Source organism: Citrobacter sp. RHB20-C16 (genome assembly GCF_013890155.1).
Lineage (GTDB): Bacteria > Pseudomonadota > Gammaproteobacteria > Enterobacterales > Enterobacteriaceae > Citrobacter_A > Citrobacter_A amalonaticus.
The window spans coordinates 4826304-4848590 of the sequence record NZ_CP057630.1; the positions used below are offsets into that span (position 1 = coordinate 4826304).

Annotated in this window: 17 protein-coding genes, 3 tRNA genes and 3 rRNA genes; 4 read left to right on the plus strand and 19 right to left on the minus strand. The window is 52.4% G+C overall.

The annotated features are described in order from the left end of the window. Positions 1-23: 23 nt before the first annotated feature. The 5 genes from ilvE to ilvL all read right to left on the minus strand — a co-directional run bounded on the left by ilvE (position 24) and on the right by ilvL (position 3116). A complete protein-coding gene (ilvE, locus tag HVX64_RS23050) occupies positions 24-953 on the minus strand; it encodes a branched-chain-amino-acid transaminase (RefSeq protein ID WP_042998773.1) in 930 nt (309 codons plus the stop codon). 18 nt (positions 954-971) lie between these two features. Beyond that, positions 972-1235: an acetolactate synthase 2 small subunit gene (gene ilvM, locus HVX64_RS23055; RefSeq protein ID WP_042326055.1), complete on the minus strand. Its 264-nt coding sequence runs from the start codon at positions 1233-1235 to the stop codon at positions 972-974. Further along, a complete protein-coding gene (gene ilvG / locus HVX64_RS23060) occupies positions 1232-2878 on the minus strand; it encodes an acetolactate synthase 2 catalytic subunit (RefSeq protein ID WP_044258256.1) in 1647 nt (548 codons plus the stop codon). The genes ilvM and ilvG overlap by 4 nt, the downstream gene beginning before the upstream one ends. Positions 2879-2880: 2 nt before the next feature. Beyond that, positions 2881-2931: a peptide IlvX gene (gene ilvX, locus HVX64_RS24025; protein WP_193762813.1), complete on the minus strand. Its 51-nt coding sequence runs from the start codon at positions 2929-2931 to the stop codon at positions 2881-2883. A gap of 86 nt (positions 2932-3017) precedes the next feature. After that, positions 3018-3116 (minus strand): ilv operon leader peptide, encoded by a 99-nt coding sequence (gene ilvL / locus HVX64_RS23065; protein WP_001311244.1) that lies wholly within the window; start codon positions 3114-3116, stop codon positions 3018-3020. A 351-nt stretch (positions 3117-3467) separates the two neighbouring features. Between ilvL and HVX64_RS23070 the strand changes: the two genes are divergently transcribed. Further along, the gene (locus tag HVX64_RS23070; protein WP_044258253.1) at positions 3468-4988 is read left to right on the plus strand and encodes a YifB family Mg chelatase-like AAA ATPase; all 1521 of its coding nucleotides are present in this window, start codon (positions 3468-3470) and stop codon (positions 4986-4988) included. 26 nt (positions 4989-5014) lie between these two features. Here the strand turns inward: HVX64_RS23070 and maoP are convergent, their stop codons facing one another. Continuing rightward, complete coding sequence (maoP, locus tag HVX64_RS23075) at positions 5015-5353, minus strand: macrodomain Ori organization protein MaoP (RefSeq protein WP_042326051.1); 339 nt, start codon at positions 5351-5353, stop codon at positions 5015-5017. A gap of 118 nt (positions 5354-5471) precedes the next feature. Between maoP and hdfR the strand changes: the two genes are divergently transcribed. Further along, complete coding sequence (hdfR, locus tag HVX64_RS23080; RefSeq protein WP_042998770.1) at positions 5472-6305, plus strand: HTH-type transcriptional regulator HdfR; 834 nt, start codon at positions 5472-5474, stop codon at positions 6303-6305. Positions 6306-6409: 104 nt separating this feature from the next. On the opposite strand, the gene HVX64_RS23085 is transcribed toward hdfR, so the two are convergent. From HVX64_RS23085 to HVX64_RS23110, 6 genes are all read right to left on the minus strand, one after another. After that, positions 6410-6485, minus strand: a tRNA-Trp gene (locus HVX64_RS23085). 8 nt (positions 6486-6493) lie between these two features. Further along, a tRNA-Asp gene (locus tag HVX64_RS23090) sits at positions 6494-6570 on the minus strand. Between the two features lie 54 nt (positions 6571-6624). After that, positions 6625-6740 (minus strand): 5S ribosomal RNA (gene rrf / locus HVX64_RS23095). A gap of 70 nt (positions 6741-6810) precedes the next feature. Continuing rightward, positions 6811-9716, minus strand: a 23S ribosomal RNA gene (locus HVX64_RS23100). A gap of 196 nt (positions 9717-9912) precedes the next feature. Beyond that, a tRNA-Glu gene (locus tag HVX64_RS23105) sits at positions 9913-9988 on the minus strand. Between the two features lie 86 nt (positions 9989-10074). Then, positions 10075-11616, minus strand: a 16S ribosomal RNA gene (locus HVX64_RS23110). The 16S, 23S and 5S rRNA genes sit together here with 3 tRNA genes alongside, the layout of an rRNA operon. 494 nt (positions 11617-12110) lie before the next feature. Between HVX64_RS23110 and HVX64_RS23115 the strand changes: the two genes are divergently transcribed. Then, a complete protein-coding gene (locus HVX64_RS23115; protein ID WP_042998769.1) occupies positions 12111-12830 on the plus strand; it encodes a FadR/GntR family transcriptional regulator in 720 nt (239 codons plus the stop codon). Further along, complete coding sequence (gene mdtD / locus HVX64_RS23120) at positions 12827-14254, plus strand: multidrug transporter subunit MdtD (RefSeq protein WP_181825199.1); 1428 nt, start codon at positions 12827-12829, stop codon at positions 14252-14254. The genes HVX64_RS23115 and mdtD overlap by 4 nt, the downstream gene beginning before the upstream one ends. On the opposite strand, the gene rbsR is transcribed toward mdtD, so the two are convergent. The 7 genes from rbsR to kup form a co-directional block, all read right to left on the minus strand. Further along, positions 14220-15218, minus strand: a complete 999-nt coding sequence (rbsR, locus tag HVX64_RS23125) for a ribose operon transcriptional repressor RbsR (protein ID WP_080721904.1) — start codon at positions 15216-15218, stop codon at positions 14220-14222. The two genes, mdtD and rbsR, sit on opposite strands and share 35 nt — an antisense overlap. Before the next feature lie 3 nt (positions 15219-15221). Next, positions 15222-16151, minus strand: a complete 930-nt coding sequence (gene rbsK / locus HVX64_RS23130; RefSeq protein WP_044256214.1) for a ribokinase — start codon at positions 16149-16151, stop codon at positions 15222-15224. 107 nt (positions 16152-16258) lie between these two features. Beyond that, the gene (gene rbsB / locus HVX64_RS23135; protein ID WP_042998766.1) at positions 16259-17149 is read right to left on the minus strand and encodes a ribose ABC transporter substrate-binding protein RbsB; all 891 of its coding nucleotides are present in this window, start codon (positions 17147-17149) and stop codon (positions 16259-16261) included. A 24-nt stretch (positions 17150-17173) separates the two neighbouring features. After that, positions 17174-18139, minus strand: a complete 966-nt coding sequence (gene rbsC, locus HVX64_RS23140; RefSeq protein WP_042998765.1) for a ribose ABC transporter permease — start codon at positions 18137-18139, stop codon at positions 17174-17176. Positions 18140-18144: 5 nt separating this feature from the next. Further along, positions 18145-19650 carry a ribose ABC transporter ATP-binding protein RbsA gene (rbsA, locus tag HVX64_RS23145; RefSeq protein WP_044256204.1) on the minus strand — a complete coding sequence of 502 codons (1506 nt, stop codon included), beginning with the start codon at positions 19648-19650 and terminating at the stop codon, positions 18145-18147. A 7-nt stretch (positions 19651-19657) separates the two neighbouring features. Next, entirely contained in the window at positions 19658-20077 is a 420-nt protein-coding gene (gene rbsD, locus HVX64_RS23150) for a D-ribose pyranase (RefSeq protein WP_042998763.1), read from the minus strand. Between the two features lie 196 nt (positions 20078-20273). Further along, positions 20274-22142, minus strand: coding sequence for a low affinity potassium transporter Kup (kup, locus tag HVX64_RS23155; RefSeq protein ID WP_042998762.1), 1869 nt, complete (start codon positions 22140-22142; stop codon positions 20274-20276). Between the last annotated feature and the right edge of the window lie 145 nt (positions 22143-22287).

The following is a 22287-nucleotide window of genomic DNA, read 5'->3' on the forward strand; positions in this document are numbered from 1 at the left end:
CGTGCCGTCCCATTTATCTTTAATTATGAATTTACCTGATCCAACCAGCCCCATTTGTCCTCGGTTTCACCGGTAAACAGGCCGAAGAACGCTTGCTGGATGCGTTTGGTGACTGGACCACAGCGGCCTTCTCCCACCTGAATGCCGTCAACACTGCGAACCGGGGTGATTTCCGCCGCGGTACCAGACATGAAGACTTCATCCGCCAGATACAGGGATTCGCGGGACAGAACCTGCTCGCGCACTTCAATACCCAGTTCTTTCGCCAGTTTAATGATGGCGTCACGGGTGATCCCCGGCAACGCGGAAGAGGTAAACGGCGGGGTAAACAGCACACCGTCTTTCACTTCAAACAGGTTTTCACCAGCGCCTTCGGAGATGTAACCATTCACATCCAGCGCAATACCTTCCTGATAGCCATGACGACGTGCTTCGCTACCCACCAGAAGTGACGAAAGGTAGTTACCGCCCGCTTTTGCGGCGGTCGGGATAGTGTTAGGTGCGGCACGGTTCCACGAGGAAACCATTGCATCGATCCCTTGTTCCAGCGCTTCAGCGCCCAGGTACGCGCCCCACGGGAACGCAGCGATAATGACGTCGGTGGTGTATCCCGGAGGCGGGTTCACGCCCATGCCTACATCGCCAACAAACACCAGCGGGCGAATATAAGCGCTGGTCAGGTTGTTTTTACGGATCACCTCACGGCAGGCTTCCATCAACTCATCCACGCTCTGAGAGACCGGGAAACGATAAATTTTGGCTGAGTCATGCAGGCGTTGCATATGTTCACGATGACGGAACACCACCGGGCCTTTGTGCGAGTCATAGCAACGGATGCCTTCAAAGACAGACGTACCGTAGTGCAGCGCGTGGGACATCACGTGAACTTTCGCGTCTTCCCAACGAACCATCTCGCCATTGAACCAAATGTAATCAGCTTTTTTCGTCGTCATTTCTTCTTCCTGTCACGCTTACGCGCGGATTTGTTGTGATGTTGTTGTGCTCTGGCAGATGGCAACATGTGCCACATCCACCAGCTTACTTAACTGACTAAACAGTAAGTCGACCGACCGTGGACTGGCAACGGTCAATTCGATATTTATATTCTGCGCGTCACGGGCGGCTTCCATATTCATGGCACATACCTGAAAACCACGGTGGCGTACCACACGTAAAACACGTTCCAGCGTTTCCGGGTTAAAGCGAGCCTCTACGGCGACCTGATGTTGCATCATGATAATTTCTCCAGCATTTCAGCGTTGCTGGCGCCAGGCGGCACCAGTGGCCAGACATTCTCAAGTTCGTCGATTGAGACATGAAGCAGGTATGGCCCGTCGCTGTTCAGCAGGGTATCGAGCGCCGCTTCAACCTGGTCTTTTCGGGTGATGTGTTGGCCAGGGATGCCGAAGGCGCTGGCTAACGTGAGGAAATCGGGGTTATCGGTTAAGGTGGTTTCGCTATATCGTTCCTGGAAAAACAGCTGCTGCCATTGTCGAACCATACCTAACCGTTGGTTATCCAGTAAAACGATCTTCAACGGTAACTGCTTACGTTTTACGGTGCCCAGCTCCTGAACATTCATCATGAAGGAGCCATCACCGGAGATACAGATAACGGTGTCGTCCGGTCGCGCAACCTGCGCCCCAACGGCAGCCGGTAAACCAAAGCCCATTGTGCCTAAGCCGCTGGAGGTGATGAAATTCTCCGGGCGACTGTAGGTCATATGTTGTGCAGACCACATCTGATGCTGACCGACATCCGTCGTTACAACACAGTTGGCAGGCTTACGCTCCGACAGCTGTTTCAGCAGCAGCGGCGCGTAGATGGCCTCCCCTGGATGATCGTAGCGCCAGGTGTGGTCAGTACGCAGTTCCGCATTACGCTGACGCCATTCATCGATGTCGACCGGTTGTTGCAGCGCAGGCAGCAGTGCATTCAAATCGCCCTGCAAGGTGACATGCGCCCGGCGCAGTTTGTTCAGTTCAGCCGGATCGATATCCATGTGGATAACACTGGCATGGGGCGCGAAAGTATCCAGTTTGCCGGTCACCCGGTCATCAAAACGTGCACCTACGGCAATCAACAAATCACATTCCTGCACGGCAAAATTCGCGGCTTTGGTGCCATGCATACCCAGCATCCCCAGATAGTAGGGATAATCCGCCTCAACAGCCCCCAGGCCTTTCAGCGTGCAGGTCACCGGCATTTGCGTTACCGCAATAAACTCACGCAGCGCCGGAACCGCCTGCGCCATCCCTACGCCTCCTCCCACATACAGCATCGGTTTTTGCGCCTGAGCCAGCATGTTACGCGCCTGCTCTACGTCAGCCTGAGGGAAAACTGCCGCGTTATCGACGGTCGTGAAATACGGTTCCAGCGCCCCGGTGGCTAACTGGATATCTTTCGGGATATCAACCAGAACCGGACCCGGACGACCCGTGTTAGCGACCTCAAACGCCTCCGCCATGATGCGTGGCAGCTCTTCCAGAGACTGCACCAGGAAACTGTGCTTGGTGCAGGCCAACGACAACCCCAGTACATCCACTTCCTGAAACGCATCAGTGCCGATGAACGGCGCAGCAACCTGCCCGGTGATCGCGACAACAGGGACCGAATCTAACAGCGCATCTGCAAGTCCGGTGATCAGGTTGGTTGCCCCCGGACCAGAAGTAGCGATGCAGACCCCCGTTTTACCGGTGGAACGGGCATAGCCAATGGCTGCGATCGCGGCCCCCTGTTCGTGTCGGCACAGCAGGTGTTCCACGCCACCGTCGTACAACGCATCGTAGACCGGCATAATTGCGCCACCGGGATAGCCGAATACGGTGTCGACCCCCTGTGCACGCAACGCATGTACCACCCACTGTGCTCCATTCATAGTTAGTTCCCCGTCATAAATCTGAAGAAACAGAATTTTATGCTGTTATTCATTTTCTGCTCCTCTGTTGTGTTTTTAAGGTCAAAAAAAACCCCCGGACCTTTCGGTGCGGGGGTCTTAGTTCGTTAAGGCTTGATTTTTAAGCCTTTCCTCGTCCAAGTGCAGCCCCGCACGGTGGGATAATAATCACCACCACGCTAATCACGACCAGGCTAATCACTCGTAGAAGGGCTGTCATTTTTGTCTTTTCTGGCATCTTGTTCGAAGGAATGCCTAAAGAGTTACCATAGATTTCGCCAATAGCACAAGATTTTTTTCTTTTCATTTTTCTGACTCAGCTAACGGATTAACGAAAAGTCCTTGTTTTATATACAAAAACCAGGAATTGAAAAAAATTCACTATCTGGACGGAAGTAAACCCCTTTTTCATAACGTCGCAGGAGAGGAAAACGGATTGCGAGCGCCCTTCCAGAAAAAGAAAAGACGTAAACTAATTGCATTAAAAGTGCGGAATCTTCTGCGAATAAACATTATTTAGCAGTGATCTTGCACAGAGGAAATTAGACATAATAGTGGCTCTGGAGGGACTATGTCACTGTCAATTGTTCATACACGCGCTGCGCTGGGTGTCAATGCACCGGCGATTACTATCGAAGTGCATATCAGCAACGGTTTACCCGGTTTAACACTGGTGGGGTTACCAGAAACGACCGTCAAAGAGGCGCGCGACCGGGTACGCAGCGCGATCATTAATAGCGGATATGACTTTCCCGCAAAGAAAATCACCATCAATCTCGCCCCTGCCGATCTTCCCAAAGAGGGCGGGAGATATGATTTACCTATTGCTGTGGCGCTTCTGGTTGCCTCTGAGCAGCTTACAACCCATAAACTCGACCAATATGAGTTAGTGGGTGAATTAGCGCTTACAGGTGCATTACGCGGCGTTCCCGGCGCCATATCCAGCGCAACCGAGGCGATACGGGTGGGAAGGGGCATTATCGTGGCAAAAGAGAACGAAGACGAAGTCGGGCTGATTGAGGGTGAAGGATGTCTGGTTGCCGATCATCTACAAGCTGTCTGTGCCTTCCTGGAAGGAAAACATGACCTTAGCCATCCTGTTGTTAACAACGACACTATCAGTGTGTCATCTGATGATCTCAGCGATATTATTGGTCAGGAGCAAGGGAAGCGCAGCCTTGAGATCACCGCCGCAGGTGGCCACAATCTGCTATTAGTTGGCCCACCGGGTACGGGGAAAACGATGCTTGCCAGCCGTCTTAATGGCCTGTTGCCGGCATTAAGTAACGAAGAAGCCCTGGAAAGCGCCGCTATCCTCAGTCTGGTTAACTCGACCAGCGTGCAAAAATTATGGAAACAACGACCTTTTCGCTCACCACACCACAGCGCATCCCTGACCGCCATGGTTGGTGGCGGAACTATCCCCGCACCAGGCGAAATTTCTTTGGCACACAACGGCATACTGTTTCTTGATGAGCTGCCTGAGTTTGAACGACGCACATTAGATGCTCTACGTGAACCGATAGAGTCTGGTCAGATCCACCTTTCGCGTACGCGCGCTAAGATCACCTATCCTGCGCGCTTTCAATTGGTAGCGGCAATGAATCCCAGTCCCACCGGTCATTATCAGGGCAACCATAACCGCAATACACCTGAACAGACATTACGCTATCTCAGTCGGCTATCGGGCCCCTTTCTGGACCGCTTTGATCTTTCTCTTGAGATCCCTCTCCCACCGCCAGGCATACTCAGCCAGCCCGGTGTAAAGGGAGAAAACAGCTTTACGGTTAAACAGCGGGTCATTGGTGCGCGGGAACGTCAGCATAAACGCCAGGGCAAATTGAATGCACACCTGCAAAACAGGGAGATACGTGAACACTGCCCATTAGCAGATGAAGACGCGCAGTGGCTTGAAGAGACCCTCCTCCATCTTGGATTGTCTATACGCGCCTGGCAGCGGTTATTAAAGGTATCGAGGACTATTGCCGATCTCGCGCAAGCCGAACACATTTCACGAAGACACTTGCAGGAAGCGGTCAGTTACCGGGCGATAGATCGTCTGCTTGCTCACCTGCAGAAACAACTGACATAAAAAAAGGGCCTTCGCCCTTTTTTTTATTAGTCATCAGACTCTGTGTAGTCCTCAGCACCTTCCATCTGCGGTTTACCGCCGGACAGGGTATGGAAACGTTTTGGACGCTTGATACGCGTCATATATTTGGACCAGACGCGTTCCGCTTCGGTCACTGGCTCACGTTCACCACGACATACCGCAACAAAGAGCTTCTCTTCTTCGGTAACCGGCTCGCGTTTTCCGAGATCCAGCTCGTTGAAGGCATAACCGTGACGTTCAAGCAGTTGCGCCTCTTTGATGGTGAAATCACCATGACGAGAGAATCCGCGTGGATAATATTTGTTGTCGAAATATCGATTAGTCGTCGTAAAGCTTTCCGCCATCCTGCACGCTCCTAATTCTTTGGCCGATCTATTTATGGCGCGGAGTATTAGTTACGCTTGACAGAGTGTAAAACAAAACATTTAAATCATAACGACAAATAATTTTGCGGAGAGCACTGTGGATACGGAATTGTTAAAAACTTTCCTGGAAGTTAGCCGAACGCGCCACTTTGGCCGGGCTGCGGAAGCGCTCTACCTGACTCAGTCGGCGGTAAGCTTTCGCATCAGACAGTTGGAAAATCAACTGGGTGTGAATCTTTTTACCCGCCACAGAAATAATATCCGTTTAACGGCGGCCGGCGAGAAGCTTCTGCCCTATGCGGAAACGCTAATGAATACTTGGCAGGCAGCACGTAAAGAGGTCGCCCATACATCCAGACATAATGAATTTTCAATCGGTGCTAGCGCCTCTCTGTGGGAGTGCATGCTCAACGGCTGGTTGGGACGCTTGTATCAGTCACAAGAGCCCCAGAACGGCCTGCAATTCGAAGCCCGTATTGCGCAGCGCCAGTCCCTGGTAAAACAGTTGCATGAACGTCAGCTTGATCTGCTTATCACCACAGAAGCCCCAAAAATGGATGAATTTAGCAGTCAATTACTGGGGTATTTCACCCTGGCGTTATATTGCGCCAGCCCCTCAACGATGAAAGAGGCTCTGAATTATCTGCGCCTGGAGTGGGGGCCAGACTTTCAACAAAACGAAGTGGGATTGATTGCTGCCGATGAAGTCCCGGTACTCACCACCAGTTCTGCTGAACTGGCCAGACAGCAACTTCATGCTCTGAACGGCTGCACATGGTTACCCACACGTTGGGCAAAAGAGAAAGGAGGTTTGCATACTGTTGCAGACAGCGCAACGCTTTCGCGTCCGTTATACGCTATTTGGCTGCAAAATAGTGATAAACATGTACTGATCAAAGATCTTCTAAAGATAGATGTACTGGGAGAATAAGCAGAAATGAGATTGGCAAGGATGCCAGAAAAGGAAGAGATCGGTATCTGGAGGCGCGTTTTACAGACAAAAAAAATCCTTAGCAGATGCTAAGGATTATTTTCTGGCAGGGGCGGAGAGACTCGAACTCCCAACACCCGGTTTTGGAGACCGGTGCTCTACCAATTGAACTACGCCCCTAATTAGGGTGGCGGAACGGACGGGACTCGAACCCGCGACCCCCTGCGTGACAGGCAGGTATTCTAACCAACTGAACTACCGCTCCACCGAATTTTTCTACAACCACTGATTTTTACATCAGTTTACTGCTTAATTTGATGCCTGGCAGTTCCCTACTCTCGCATGGGGAGACCCCACACTACCATCGGCGCTACGGCGTTTCACTTCTGAGTTCGGCATGGGGTCAGGTGGGACCACCGCGCTACAGCCGCCAGGCAAATTCTGTTAATCTGTATCAAGCTGAGTTGAATGCGTCATCTCTTCGCCGAAACAGCTTCGGCGTTGTAAGGTTAAGCCTCACGGTTCATTAGTACCGGTTAGCTCAACGCATCGCTGCGCTTACACACCCGGCCTATCAACGTCGTCGTCTTCAACGTTCCTTCAGGACCCTTAAAGGGTCAGGGAGAACTCATCTCGGGGCAAGTTTCGTGCTTAGATGCTTTCAGCACTTATCTCTTCCGCATTTAGCTACCGGGCAGTGCCATTGGCATGACAACCCGAACACCAGTGATGCGTCCACTCCGGTCCTCTCGTACTAGGAGCAGCCCCCCTCAATTCTCCAGCGCCCACGGCAGATAGGGACCGAACTGTCTCACGACGTTCTAAACCCAGCTCGCGTACCACTTTAAATGGCGAACAGCCATACCCTTGGGACCTACTTCAGCCCCAGGATGTGATGAGCCGACATCGAGGTGCCAAACACCGCCGTCGATATGAACTCTTGGGCGGTATCAGCCTGTTATCCCCGGAGTACCTTTTATCCGTTGAGCGATGGCCCTTCCATTCAGAACCACCGGATCACTAAGACCTGCTTTCGCACCTGCTCGCGCCGTCACGCTCGCAGTCAAGCTAGCTTATGCCTTTGCACTAACCTCCTGATGTCCGACCAGGATTAGCTAACCTTCGTGCTCCTCCGTTACTCTTTAGGAGGAGACCGCCCCAGTCAAACTACCCACCAGACACTGTCCGCAACCCGGATTACGGGCCCACGTTAGAACACCAGCCATTAAAGGGTGGTATTTCAAGGACGGCTCCACACGAACTGGCGTCCGCGCTTCAAAGCCTCCCACCTATCCTACACATCAAGGACCAGTGTTCAGTGTCAAGCTATAGTAAAGGTTCACGGGGTCTTTCCGTCTTGCCGCGGGTACACTGCATCTTCACAGCGAGTTCAATTTCACTGAGTCTCGGGTGGAGACAGCCTGGCCATCATTACGCCATTCGTGCAGGTCGGAACTTACCCGACAAGGAATTTCGCTACCTTAGGACCGTTATAGTTACGGCCGCCGTTTACCGGGGCTTCGATCAAGAGCTTCTCCTTACGGATAACCCCATCAATTAACCTTCCGGCACCGGGCAGGCGTCACACCGTATACGTCCACTTTCGTGTTTGCACAGTGCTGTGTTTTTAATAAACAGTTGCAGCCAGCTGGTATCTTCGACTGATTTCAGCTCCACGAGTAAATCGCTTCACCTACATATCAGCGTGCCTTCTCCCGAAGTTACGGCACCATTTTGCCTAGTTCCTTCACCCGAGTTCTCTCAAGCGCCTTGGTATTCTCTACCTGACCACCTGTGTCGGTTTGGGGTACGATCTGATGTTACCTGATGCTTAGAGGCTTTTCCTGGAAGCAGGGCATTTGTTGCTTCAGCACCGTAGTGCCTCGTCATCACGCCTCAGTGTTAAAGTGAACCGGATTTACCTGGAACACACACCTACACGCTTAAACCGGGACAACCGTCGCCCGGCCAACATAGCCTTCTCCGTCCCCCCTTCGCAGTAACACCTGGTACAGGAATATTAACCTGTTTCCCATCGACTACGCCTTTCGGCCTCGCCTTAGGGGTCGACTCACCCTGCCCCGATTAACGTTGGACAGGAACCCTTGGTCTTCCGGCGAGCGGGCTTTTCACCCGCTTTATCGTTACTTATGTCAGCATTCGCACTTCTGATACCTCCAGCATGCCTCACAGCACACCTTCACAGGCTTACAGAACGCTCCCCTACCCAACAACACTTAGTGTCGCTGCCGCAGCTTCGGTGCATGGTTTAGCCCCGTTACATCTTCCGCGCAGGCCGACTCGACCAGTGAGCTATTACGCTTTCTTTAAATGATGGCTGCTTCTAAGCCAACATCCTGGCTGTCTGAGCCTTCCCACATCGTTTCCCACTTAACCATGACTTTGGGACCTTAGCTGGCGGTCTGGGTTGTTTCCCTCTTCACGACGGACGTTAGCACCCGCCGTGTGTCTCCCGTGATAACATTCTCCGGTATTCGCAGTTTGCATCGGGTTGGTAAGCCGGGATGGCCCCCTAGCCGAAACAGTGCTCTACCCCCGGAGATGAATTCACGAGGCGCTACCTAAATAGCTTTCGGGGAGAACCAGCTATCTCCCGGTTTGATTGGCCTTTCACCCCCAGCCACAAGTCATCCGCTAATTTTTCAACATTAGTCGGTTCGGTCCTCCAGTTAGTGTTACCCAACCTTCAACCTGCCCATGGCTAGATCACCGGGTTTCGGGTCTATACCCTGCAACTTAACGCCCAGTTAAGACTCGGTTTCCCTTCGGCTCCCCTATTCGGTTAACCTTGCTACAGAATATAAGTCGCTGACCCATTATACAAAAGGTACGCAGTCACCCCATAAAGAGGCTCCCACTGCTTGTACGTACACGGTTTCAGGTTCTTTTTCACTCCCCTCGCCGGGGTTCTTTTCGCCTTTCCCTCACGGTACTGGTTCACTATCGGTCAGTCAGGAGTATTTAGCCTTGGAGGATGGTCCCCCCATATTCAGACAGGATACCACGTGTCCCGCCCTACTCATCGAGCTCACAACACATGCAATTTTGTGTACGGGGCTGTCACCCTGTATCGCCGGCCTTTCCAGACCGTTCCACTACCACACATGCTGATTCAGGCTCTGGGCTGCTCCCCGTTCGCTCGCCGCTACTGGGGGAATCTCGGTTGATTTCTTTTCCTCGGGGTACTTAGATGTTTCAGTTCCCCCGGTTCGCCTCGTTAACCTATGGATTCAGTTAACGATAGTGCAACGAATTGCACTGGGTTTCCCCATTCGGACATCGCCGGCTATAACGGTTCATATCACCTTACCGACGCTTTTCGCAGATTAGCACGTCCTTCATCGCCTCTGACTGCCAGGGCATCCACCGTGTACGCTTAGTCGCTTAACCTCACAACCCGAAGATGTTTCTTTCGATTCATCATCGTGTTGCGAAAATTTGAGAGACTCGAACACACCATTAACAGTGTGTCGTTTCAATTTTCAGCTTGATCCAGATTTTTAAAGAGCAAATATCTCAAACATGACTCGCTGAGTCAGTTTTGAGATACAAAGGCCGGCGACTTTCACTCACACAAACCAGCAAGTGGCGTCCCCTAGGGGATTCGAACCCCTGTTACCGCCGTGAAAGGGCGGTGTCCTGGGCCTCTAGACGAAGGGGACACTGAAGTCTGCTTCGGCAAGACGCCTTGCTTTTTACTTTTCATCAGACAATCTGTGTGGGCACTACAAAGGCAGGTTCTTTAAGGTAAGGAGGTGATCCAACCGCAGGTTCCCCTACGGTTACCTTGTTACGACTTCACCCCAGTCATGAATCACAAAGTGGTAAGCGCCCTCCCGAAGGTTAAGCTACCTACTTCTTTTGCAACCCACTCCCATGGTGTGACGGGCGGTGTGTACAAGGCCCGGGAACGTATTCACCGTGGCATTCTGATCCACGATTACTAGCGATTCCGACTTCATGGAGTCGAGTTGCAGACTCCAATCCGGACTACGACATACTTTATGAGGTCCGCTTGCTCTCGCGAGGTCGCTTCTCTTTGTATATGCCATTGTAGCACGTGTGTAGCCCTGGTCGTAAGGGCCATGATGACTTGACGTCATCCCCACCTTCCTCCAGTTTATCACTGGCAGTCTCCTTTGAGTTCCCGGCCTAACCGCTGGCAACAAAGGATAAGGGTTGCGCTCGTTGCGGGACTTAACCCAACATTTCACAACACGAGCTGACGACAGCCATGCAGCACCTGTCTCACAGTTCCCGAAGGCACCAAGGCATCTCTGCCAAGTTCTGTGGATGTCAAGACCAGGTAAGGTTCTTCGCGTTGCATCGAATTAAACCACATGCTCCACCGCTTGTGCGGGCCCCCGTCAATTCATTTGAGTTTTAACCTTGCGGCCGTACTCCCCAGGCGGTCTATTTAACGCGTTAGCTCCGGAAGCCACACCTCAAGGGCACAACCTCCAAATAGACATCGTTTACGGCGTGGACTACCAGGGTATCTAATCCTGTTTGCTCCCCACGCTTTCGCACCTGAGCGTCAGTCTTCGTCCAGGGGGCCGCCTTCGCCACCGGTATTCCTCCAGATCTCTACGCATTTCACCGCTACACCTGGAATTCTACCCCCCTCTACGAGACTCAAGCCTGCCAGTTTCGAATGCAGTTCCCAGGTTGAGCCCGGGGATTTCACATCCGACTTGACAGACCGCCTGCGTGCGCTTTACGCCCAGTAATTCCGATTAACGCTTGCACCCTCCGTATTACCGCGGCTGCTGGCACGGAGTTAGCCGGTGCTTCTTCTGCGGGTAACGTCAATTGCTGCGGTTATTAACCACAACACCTTCCTCCCCGCTGAAAGTACTTTACAACCCGAAGGCCTTCTTCATACACGCGGCATGGCTGCATCAGGCTTGCGCCCATTGTGCAATATTCCCCACTGCTGCCTCCCGTAGGAGTCTGGACCGTGTCTCAGTTCCAGTGTGGCTGGTCATCCTCTCAGACCAGCTAGGGATCGTCGCCTTGGTGAGCCGTTACCTCACCAACTAGCTAATCCCATCTGGGCACATCCGATGGCAAGAGGCCCGAAGGTCCCCCTCTTTGGTCTTGCGACATTATGCGGTATTAGCTACCGTTTCCAGTAGTTATCCCCCTCCATCGGGCAGTTTCCCAGACATTACTCACCCGTCCGCCACTCGTCAGCAAAGCAGCAAGCTGCTTCCTGTTACCGTTCGACTTGCATGTGTTAGGCCTGCCGCCAGCGTTCAATCTGAGCCATGATCAAACTCTTCAATTTAAGTTTGATGCTCCTAGAATTAAACGTCGTAATGAATTACGTGTTCACTCTTTGAGACTTGGTATTCATTTTTCGTCTTGCGACGTTAAGAATCCATGTCACTCTGAGTGCCCACACAGATTGTCTGATAAATTGTTAAAGAGCAGTGCCGCTTCGCTTTTTCTCAGCGGCGCGGGGTGTGCATAATACGCTTTCCCGCTTCAGAGTCAAGCATTTATTTCGCTTTTCTCTGTCGGTGTTCATCACTGGTTTTCACCGGAGAACCCTGCTGACCCGGCGGCTTGTGTGCCGTTGTTCCGTGTCAGTGGAGGCGCATTATAGGGAGTTATTTCGGGCTGACAAGAGGAAATTTAAAATAATTTTCCGAGTGTTCTTTTTTTCACCAAAACCGGTATTAACGTGCCATAAAATAAGCGTTTTGCTGTTTTTGCAGCCGCAATCACACTTCCTGGTGGCATACTAATGAGTAAGAAAAAGATAAAGGACAAAGAGTCATGCCTTTAAGCGCACAACAGTTGGCTGCACAGAAAAACCTTTCCTATGTCCTGGCTGAGAAGCTGGCGCAGCAGATCCTCAAAGGTGCATATGCCCCTGGTGCCATTCTTCCTGGCGAAATTGAGCTTGGCGAACAGTTTGGTGTGAGTCGGACCGCCGTTCGGGAAGCAGTTAAAACATTAACGGCCAAAGGGATGGTGCTCCCGCGCCCTCGCATTGGCACCCGAGTGATGCCACAGGCAAACTGGAATTTCCTCGATCAGGAATTACTCACCTGGTGGATGACTGAAGAGAATTTTCAGCAAGTTATTGAACACTTTCTGGTGATGCGTATTAGCCTGGAGCCTCAGGCGTGCTCGCTGGCGGCAACAATCGGTACCGCAGAACAAAAAGCGCATCTAAATACATTAATGGAAGAGATGGTGGCGTTGAAAAAGAACTTTAAGCGCGAGCGCTGGATTGAAGTGGACATGGCCTGGCATGAACACATTTATGAAATGAGCGCGAACCCGTTCTTAACCTCTTTTGCCTCGTTGTTTCATTCTGTCTACCATACCTATTTTAATTCAATTACTTACAACACCGTTGTGAAGCTGGATTTGCATCAGGCGATTGTCGATGCCATTGCACAAAGCGACGGTGACGGTGCGTTTAAGGCCTGTCAGGCGCTACTGTTCGCCCCAAATGAACGTCCAGAAAATAACCAGGATTGTGCATGACCAACAAAAAAGCACGCAGTATGGCCGGATTGCCGTGGATAGCGGCAATGGCTTTCTTCATGCAGGCACTGGACGCCACTATTCTAAATACCGCTTTACCCGCCATTGCCCAGAGTCTCAATCGCTCCCCACTGGCAATGCAGTCCGCAATTATCAGTTATACCCTGACGGTAGCCATGCTAATTCCGGTGAGCGGATGGCTGGCCGATCGCTTTGGTACCCGACGCGTATTCATGATCGCTGTGAGCTTGTTCACGCTCGGCTCACTAGCCTGTGCGCTTTCAAGTACGTTACCGGAGTTGGTTATCTTTCGCGTGATTCAGGGGATTGGTGGCGCAATGATGATGCCCGTTGCTCGCCTGGCATTATTAAGAGCTTACCCACGCAGTGAACTGCTGCCGGTGCTGAATTTTGTGACGATGCCTGGACTGGTCGGCCCCATTCTGGGTCCCGTACTGGGAGGCGTTCTGGTCACCTGGGCCAGTTGGCACTGGATTTTCCTGATCAATATTCCGATAGGAATCGCCGGTATTTTATATGCGCGCAAATATATGCCGAACTTCACCACCCCTCGGCGCAAATTTGATATGACTGGCTTCTTTCTTTTCGGCCTGAGTCTGGTGCTCTTTTCCAGCGGGATGGAGTTATTTGGCGAGAAAATTGTCGCCACCTGGATAGCACTGACCATTATTCTGCTGAGTATTGTGTTACTGCTGGCTTATATTCGTCATGCGCGACGCCATCCCACCCCGCTTATTTCGTTGTCACTATTTAAGACGCGCACTTTCTCCGTCGGCATTTCCGGTAACCTGGCAAACCGTCTGGGAACAGGATGTGTGCCGTTCCTGATGCCATTGATGCTACAGGTAGGATTTGGCTTTCCGGCGCTGATTGCCGGTTGCATGATGGCGCCAACCGCGCTGGGTTCAATACTGGCGAAGTCGATGGTGACGCAGGTACTGCGCCGTCTGGGTTATCGAACCACCCTGGTGGGCATTACGGTCTTTATCGGATTGATGATTGCGCAGTTTTCTCTGCAATCTCCCGCCATGCCCGTCTGGATGTTGATTCTGCCGTTATTCATTCTCGGGATGGCGATGTCGACGCAATTCACCGCAATGAACACCATTACGCTGGCCGATCTGACCGATGATAACGCCAGCAGTGGCAACAGCGTACTGGCCGTTACGCAACAACTGTCCATCAGTTTAGGGGTAGCGATAAGCGCGGCGGTGTTACGCATTTATGAAGGGATGGAAGGAACCAATACGGTCGAACAGTTCCACTACACCTTTATAACGATGGGTGCGATTACGATCGTGTCAGCCCTGATGTTCCTGTTGCTGAGAGCCAAAGATGGCCGCAACCTGATCAAAGAGCGACACAAACCTACACGGAACCCCGCGCCATCAAAACAGGAGTAAGTTGCAAACGCTGCTGTTGTAGGGCGGGTTGCGCCATCCGATGAATCAGAACATCGATGGCCAGCTCACCCAGTTCATCTTTCGGCTGATGAATCGTGGTAAGCGGCGGCGTCATGTAACGCGCCAGTTCGATGTCATCGTAGCCAATCACCGCCATGTCCTGCGGAATTCGCAATCCGGCCTGGTACAACGCCTGATAGGCGCCGACGGCCATGGCATCATTGCCGGTAAACACAGCGTGGGGCCGATGTTGATGCGAAAGCAGTTTCTGCATGGCCTCAAACCCACCGCCAAATTCAAAATCACCGGTAATTTCGTAACCGTCCGGGATATCCAGCCCGGCACGCTTCATCGCTGCGCGATACCCTTCCAGACGCAATCGCGCCGGGGTTTTATCCAATGGCCCGGTAATGCAGGCGATACGGGTAAAACCTTTATCAATCAAATGCTGTGTAGCCAGGTCGCCGCCAAGCAACGAGTTATCCTGAATAAGATCGCTATCCCCATCGCCATCAAAAGGCGACCAGTCCATCATAACAGTAGGGATAGAAGGATAGCGCTGCATGATCTCACGCGATGGCTGGTGTGTTTCGGTACAGAGCAACAATAAACCATCCACCCGCTTTTGCATCAGGGTTTCCAGATTACGGTTCATGCGCTGCTCATCGCCTTCAGTATTGCATAATACCAGGCTATAGCCGCGTTCAAAACAGCTGCGCTCAACGCCACGCACCAGTTCGGAATAAAAGGGGTTGGTACTCGCTGTAATCAGCATGCCGATGGTGCGCGTCTGATTCAGCTTCAGGCTGCGCGCCAGCGCAGAAGGGGCGTAATTTAATGACTTGATCGCCGCATCGACTTTTTGAGTTATCGCTTCACTGACAAAGCGATCCTTATTAATGACATGCGAAACGGTTGAAGTGGAAACGCCCGCCAGGCGGGCAACATCCTTCATGGTAGCCAAGCGTTACCTCTGCTGACCTAAAAACGCCTCAATTTCTTCACGCCACGGCACGGAAGGCTGTGCTCCTTTACGGGTCACCGCAATTGCCGCAGCGGCATGCGCAAAGCGGATTGCGTCAGACAACGGTTTTTCTTCCAGCAGAGCGGTGATCAGCGCGCCGTTGAAGGTATCGCCCGCAGCGATAGTATCGACAGCGTCAACTTTAAATCCAGGTATCCGACTGCCTTCGCCATTCACACTGGCCCAGACACCCCGGCTTCCTAATGTAATCAATACGGTACGAATGCCTTTTGCATGCAGTGCCTGGGATGCTTTCGCTGCGTCAGCATCAGTTTCGACACGGATCCCCGTCAGCTTTTCCGCTTCAGTTTCGTTGGGGGTGATGATATCCACCAGCGCCAGCAGTTCGTCGGATAACTCACGCGCCGGAGCCGGGTTCAGCGCCACAATCGTATTGTTTTGCTTTGCGATCTTCGCGGCCGTCAACACGCTTTCTATCGGCGACTCCAGTTGCATCAACAATGCAGATGCCTGAGCAATGCGCTCACGCTGCGCCTCAACGAATGCAGGGGAAAGCGCCGCATTAGCGCCAGCATGAATACCAATAACGTTTTCACCGTCGCCGTTCACAAAAATCAGCGCCACGCCGGTGGACTCACCGCTAATGACACTGATCGAATCGACGTCAATGTTGTCACTGACAAGCTGTTTACGGATGTTACTTCCGATATCGTCATCGCCCGTACAGGCAATGAACGCAATATTAGCCCCACTGCGACCCGCAGCCACCGCCTGATTCGCCCCTTTACCGCCAAAAGCCACCTGATAGTGATTTCCGGTGACGGTTTCGCCTGGCGTAGGGAATGTTTCAAGGTTCAGGATATGGTCGGCATTAATGCTGCCTAGAACGACAAGACTGCCTGCGGTTTTCATGTTCGGGGTGTCCATCTGAGATCGCCACCGGTATTACCCGGTGGCGTATGCCACACTTTTCTTTATATTTAGTCCCTCAGGCGACACGCGGTCGCCTGAATCGCCAGTTACTGCTTGATGACCAGCTTCAGGTCAACTGGATATTTGGCCTGAACTTTCTCGCCTTTCAGCACCTTATCCGCTGTCTCAACGCCTTTCGCGCCGATCTGGTCCGGTAACTGTGCGATAGTCGCAGCCAGTTTGCCATCATTTACCGCTTTTTCGCCATCAGGCGTACCGTCAAATCCGACCACCATCACATCAGATTTACCTGCGGTTTGCAGAGCACGCAGCGCACCCAGCGCCATTTCATCGTTCTGTGCAAAAACAGCCTGCACGTCCGGATGCGCAGTCAGTAGGTTCTGCATAACGTTCAGACCCTTAGTGCGGTCGAAATCTGCCGGCTGACTGGCCAGAACGTTAAATTTGTGTGCCGCAACGGCCTGCTGGAAACCTTCACCACGCTCACGCGCCGCGGAAGTCCCGGCAATACCTTGCAGTTCAATGACTTTTGCGCCTTCACCGGCTTTTTTGGCGATGTAATCACCGGCGATTTTCCCGCCCAGCACGTTATCAGATGCGATATGGCTGACGACGTCACCTTTAGTTGCCTGTCGGTCAAGGGTAATCACCGGGATATTCGCCTGGTTCGCCATCTTCACTGCGTTACCCACCGCGTCGGAATCCGTCGGGTTGATCAGCAGAATTTTAGTACCACGTACGGTTAAATCCTGAACGTTCGCCAACTCTTTCGCCGGGTTGTTCTGAGAATCCAGTACCACCAGGTTGTAACCCAGCTTGTCAGCCTCTTTCTGCGCCCCGTCTTTCAGCGAGACAAAGAACGGGTTATTAAGCGTGGAGACCACCAGCGCAATGGTATCTTTCGCCATTGCGTTCGCGCTCACGGTGGCGCTTAGCGCAACAGCAGAAACCAGGGTAGCCAGTTTTTTCATGTTCATATTTAAGATGTCCTGTAGTCGTTGTTACTGCTTTTTGTTGTCTACCAGTACCGCCAGCAAAATCACCACCGCTTTGACGATCATCTGGTAATAGGAGGAAACACCTAACAAATTCAAACCATTATTGAGGAAACCCAGAATTAATGCGCCGATCAAGGTCCCAACAATACGACCTTTGCCGCCCGCCAGACTGGTCCCACCCAGCACAACGGCTGCGATGGCATCCAGCTCATAGCCCGTACCGGCAGTCGGCTGGGCAGAGGAGAGGCGCGCCACTTCAATGATGCCCGCCAGCGATGCCAGCAGCCCACACAGTGAATAGACGATGATCTTGATTTTACTGACGCTAATGCCAGACAGACGCGTTGCCGCTTCGTTACCACCCAGCGCATAGATATAGCGACCCAGACGAGTGTGGTGCAACATGTACCATGCCGCCAGGAAAACAATACCCATGATCCAGACCGGCGTTGGAACCCCCAGCGGACGACCGATACCGAACCAGCCAAACAGATCGGCATTATCGGTAAAGCCCGTATTAACCGGACTCCCGTTGGTGTACACCATTGTCACGCCGCGCAGCAGTAGCATCATGACCAGCGTGGCGATAAACGCCTGCACGCGGCCTTTCGCCACAATCACACCTGTGACTGCGCCAACAGCGGCACCTAATGCCAGGGCAGCAGCAACGGCCACCAGCGCGTTAACTTCAATCCCTACAATTGAAGCCGCCACCGCGCCGGTGAGCGCCAGCAAGGAACCGACAGACAGATCGATACCCGATGTCAGGATCACCAGCGTCATCCCCACCGCCATAATGGCGTTCACGGATGTCTGTTGAAGAATGTTGAACAGGTTATTGACGGTAAAAAAGTTAGGGCTCAACGTCGAGACAATCGCGATCAGCACCAGCAGGGCGATGAGCGACTTCTGCTCCATCAACCACGCTTTGGTGAAATAACGGCGACCAGAAACAGCCTGGGTAGTCATCTTTTTTACTCCTGATTCACGCGATTAAGCTTGCCTACAGCGGCAGCCATCAGAACTTCCTGGGTGGCCTGCTCGCGAGTGAATTCACCGCCGAGATGCCCTTCATGCATGACGATAATGCGATCGCTCATGCCTAATACTTCTGGCATCTCAGAGGAGACCAGAATGATGCTCAGGCCGTCGGCCTTAAACTGGTTAATTAACTGATAAATTTCTTTCTTGGCCCCCACGTCCACGCCGCGGGTAGGCTCATCGAGGATCAGCACCTTCGGACGGGTCATCAACCCACGGGCAATCGCCACTTTCTGCTGGTTGCCACCGGACAGCAGACCGATAGCCTGTTCCATCGACGGCGTCTTCACGTTGAACAGGCGGATAAAATCGCTTACCGCCTGTTGCTCATCCTTATGCTTCAGACTGCCGCCGCTGCGACTGAAATAGCGCAGCGCGGTCAGCGACATATTCTCTTTTACCGACATACCGAGCACTAAACCGTCGCGCTTGCGGTCTTCAGAAATATAGACGATACCGTTCGCCAGTCCGTCCTGCGGAGAACGAGTGATCACTTCATGCCCGTCGAGCGTGACATAACCACTGGTGCGTGGCAGCGCGCCATACAGAACCTTCATCAGTTCGGTACGCCCGGCTCCCATCAGGCCCGAGATCCCTAATATTTCACCTTTACACAGCGTAAAAGAGACATCGTTCACGCCAGGTCCGCACAGGTTATCGACCTTCAGACGGATGTCACCAGGCGCTTTATCCAGGCGCGGATACTGCTCTTCGAGCTTACGTCCCACCATCATCTCTATCAGGGAGTCTTCGGTCAGCGAGGCCACTTCACGTTCGGCAATAAACTGCCCGTCGCGGAAAACGGTCACGTCATCGCAAATCTCGAAGATCTCTTTCATGCGGTGAGAAATATAGACAATACCGCGCCCCTGCGACTTCAGTTCGCGGATCACGCGGAACAGGGATTCAGTTTCGGTATCGGTGAGCGCATCCGTTGGCTCATCCATAATGATGACTTTCGACTCAAAGCTCAGCACTTTGGCGATCTCGACCATCTGCTGGTCGCCAATCGACAATTCACCAACCTGGCGGTCGCTCTTAAAGCGCAGATTGAGTTTAGCTAACAGGAGATCCGCTTCGGCATACATTTTCTTCCAGTCAATCTTGCCAACGCGGTTAACGAATTCGCGGCCGAGGAAAATATTTTCCGCAATGGTGAGTTGCGGGATCAGGTTAAGTTCCTGATGGATGATGCCGATACCGGCTTCCTGGGACGATTTAGGGCCATTAAAGGTGGTTTCTTTACCCAGCCACAACAGCGAACCCGCATCACGGGTATAGATACCGGTCAGCACTTTCATCATGGTGGATTTGCCGGCACCATTTTCCCCCACCAGCGCCATCACGCGGCCGGGATAAACATTGAGTGCGGCGCCGGATAGCGCTTTCACGCCCGGGAACGCTTTATCGATCCCTTTGAGTTGCAGTAATGCGTCCATGACAGCCTCAGAAAGTGACGCCAGCACAGAGAATGATATTCGCATACGGGGAACACTCCCCGCTGCGAATTACCGCCTGACTGTCTGCGGTTTGTTTTTTAAATTGTTCATGCGTGGTGTAACGAATTTCTATGGTATTTCCCTGGTGTTGTTGCAGTTGCTCGATATGGCTGAGCAACGTTTCGTGGAGCTGCGGATTATGTTGTTTAATTTCCGTCGCGAGAATGGCCGACTCAACCTGCATTTCACGGGTCACCACATCCAGTACCTGCATAAAAGAAGGTACGCCCTGGGTTAATGCCATATCAATACGCGTAGTTCTGTTCGGGATGGGTAAACCTGCATCACACACCACCAGCGTATCGGTATGCCCCAGACGGGAGATCACCGATGAAATCTCTGAATTGAGTACAGTGCCTTTCTTCATTTTCTTACTCCACTAGCGAAACGTTTCGCTGGTATTGAGTGTAGTCTGAGAAGTGAGCAAATAACCATCATTACGTAACAGATTTGTGATCACCGTCGAAACGTTTCGCTAAGTGAAATGGAAAGAGAGACAAAGCAGAGCTGGACGGGAAGAAAAATGCCGGGCAAGCGTTGCGCTGCCCGGCTGGATGAGCACGTTAAATCTCGACCTGTGTCCCCAGTTCAATCACGCGGTTAGGCGGGATCTCAAACTGGTCAGGCGCGCGCAGCGCGTTACGCTGGAGAAGCAGATACAGCTTGCCACGCAGACGCAAATACCAGGGGCGTTTGCCGACGATTAACGACTCGTGCGACATAAAGAACGACGTTTCCATCATCCGGCAGCTCAACCCTTCCAGACCGCAGCGATGGAAGACTTCTTCAACATTCGGCGTTTCACGCCAGCCGTAGCTGGCAACGACGCGCCAGAAGGTTGGCGACAGCTGTTCAATCTGCACACGACGGACGTTATGCACGTACGGCGCATCTTCAGTCCGCAGCGTCAGCAGGATCACTCGCTCATGCAATACCTTGTTGTGCTTGAGATTGTGCATCAGAGCAAAGGGGATCACATTCAGCGCGCGAGACATATATACCGCAGTTCCCGGTACGCGTACCGGCGGGGATTTCTCCAGCGAGGCAATCATCGCTTCCAGAGAATTACCGTGCTCGTGCATACGACGCAGCAGGCGGAAACGTTCGCTCTTCCAGGTGGTCATGATGGTGAACATCACCAGACCCAGCGATAACGGTAACCAACCACCAGACAGCAGTTTGTCGAGGTTTGCCGAGAACAACGGAATATCAATACACAGGAACGCGACGAGAATCAGCGCCACGAAATACTTATTCCAGTGCCAGTTTTTACGCGCCACGGTGGTTGAGAGAATCGAGGTCAGCACCATCGTGCCGGTCACAGCAATCCCATACGCCGCCGCCAGGTTACTGGAGTGTTCGAAGCTGACAATCACAATGACCACTGCGATATAAAGCATCCAGTTGACGAACGGAATGTAGATCTGCCCGGACTCCATTTCTGACGTATGAATGATACGCATGGGCGACAGATATCCCAGGCGAACCGCCTGACGCGTCAGCGAGAAGACGCCTGAAATCACCGCCTGAGAGGCGATCACCGTCGCCAGCGCCGCAATGATCAGCAGCGGAATCAACGCCCAGTCCGGTGCCAACAAGAAGAACGGGTTTTTAATCGCTTCCGGATGCTTTAACAGCAGCGCGCCCTGACCAAAGTAGTTGAGCACCAGCGAAGGCAGTACCACGGTGAACCACGCCAGGCGGATGGGGAACTTACCAAAGTGCCCCATATCGGCATACAGCGCTTCGACACCGGTAATCGACAGAACCACCGCGCCAAGCGCAACAAAGGAGACGGTTTTATATTCCAGAAAGAAATGCACCGCCCACATCGGGTTCAACGCCTGCAGCACTTCGGGGTTGGCAATAATGCTGCGCAGGCCAAGCACGGCCAGAATCAAAAACCAGGCCAGCATGATAGGCGCAAATAATTTCCCCACCATCCCGGTACCGTGCTTCTGAATCATAAACAGCAGCGTCAGGACGATTATCGACAGCGGGACAATCCAGGTATCCAGCTGCGGCGCAACAATCTCCAGACCCTCAATGGCCGACATCACCGAGATGGCCGGGGTGATCACCACCTCACCATAAAAGAAGCTGCCGCCGATTAAGCCCATGATGACCAGCATAGAGGTCGTTCGCGCGGAGGTATTACGCCCCGCCAGCGACATCAGCGTCAGGATCCCCCCTTCACCAGCGTTATCAGCACGCATGACGAAAGTCAGATACTTAATCGAAACAACAAAGATGAGTAGCCAGAAAATCAGCGACAAAAAACCAAAAACGGCATCACGTTCAACGCCAAAACCAAACTGACCGGACAAACATTCACGAAGTGTATAAAGTGGGCTGGTACCAATATCACCGTAGACAACCCCAATGGCTGCGAGGGTAATCGCAGACAATGATTGCTTATTATCAGTGCTCATAGACTAGTCTTTCATATATAAAGAAATGTGTGCGTAGTCCCTTGGCCCACAAAAAGCGCACAGTATGCACGATTCCAAGCAAAATCGTACCCCTAAATGAGACCAGATTAACCTGGCTCAAAGAAAAATAAACAGCCTCCCGAAC

Coding starts and splice junctions, on each gene's coding strand:
- ilvE (WP_042998773.1), bottom strand. CDS start 953: ATGACGACGAAAAAAGCTGATTACATTTGGTTCAATGGCGAGATGGTT.
- ilvM (WP_042326055.1), bottom strand. CDS start 1,235: ATGATGCAACATCAGGTCGCCGTAGAGGCTCGCTTTAACCCGGAAACG.
- ilvG (WP_044258256.1), bottom strand. CDS start 2,878: ATGAATGGAGCACAGTGGGTGGTACATGCGTTGCGTGCACAGGGGGTC.
- ilvL (WP_001311244.1), bottom strand. CDS start 3,116: ATGACAGCCCTTCTACGAGTGATTAGCCTGGTCGTGATTAGCGTGGTG.
- HVX64_RS23070 (WP_044258253.1), top strand. CDS start 3,468: ATGTCACTGTCAATTGTTCATACACGCGCTGCGCTGGGTGTCAATGCA.
- maoP (WP_042326051.1), bottom strand. CDS start 5,353: ATGGCGGAAAGCTTTACGACGACTAATCGATATTTCGACAACAAATAT.
- HVX64_RS23115 (WP_042998769.1), top strand. CDS start 12,111: ATGCCTTTAAGCGCACAACAGTTGGCTGCACAGAAAAACCTTTCCTAT.
- mdtD (WP_181825199.1), top strand. CDS start 12,827: ATGACCAACAAAAAAGCACGCAGTATGGCCGGATTGCCGTGGATAGCG.
- rbsK (WP_044256214.1), bottom strand. CDS start 16,151: ATGAAAACCGCAGGCAGTCTTGTCGTTCTAGGCAGCATTAATGCCGAC.
- rbsB (WP_042998766.1), bottom strand. CDS start 17,149: ATGAACATGAAAAAACTGGCTACCCTGGTTTCTGCTGTTGCGCTAAGC.
- rbsC (WP_042998765.1), bottom strand. CDS start 18,139: ATGACTACCCAGGCTGTTTCTGGTCGCCGTTATTTCACCAAAGCGTGG.
- rbsA (WP_044256204.1), bottom strand. CDS start 19,650: ATGGACGCATTACTGCAACTCAAAGGGATCGATAAAGCGTTCCCGGGC.
- rbsD (WP_042998763.1), bottom strand. CDS start 20,077: ATGAAGAAAGGCACTGTACTCAATTCAGAGATTTCATCGGTGATCTCC.
- kup (WP_042998762.1), bottom strand. CDS start 22,142: ATGAGCACTGATAATAAGCAATCATTGTCTGCGATTACCCTCGCAGCC.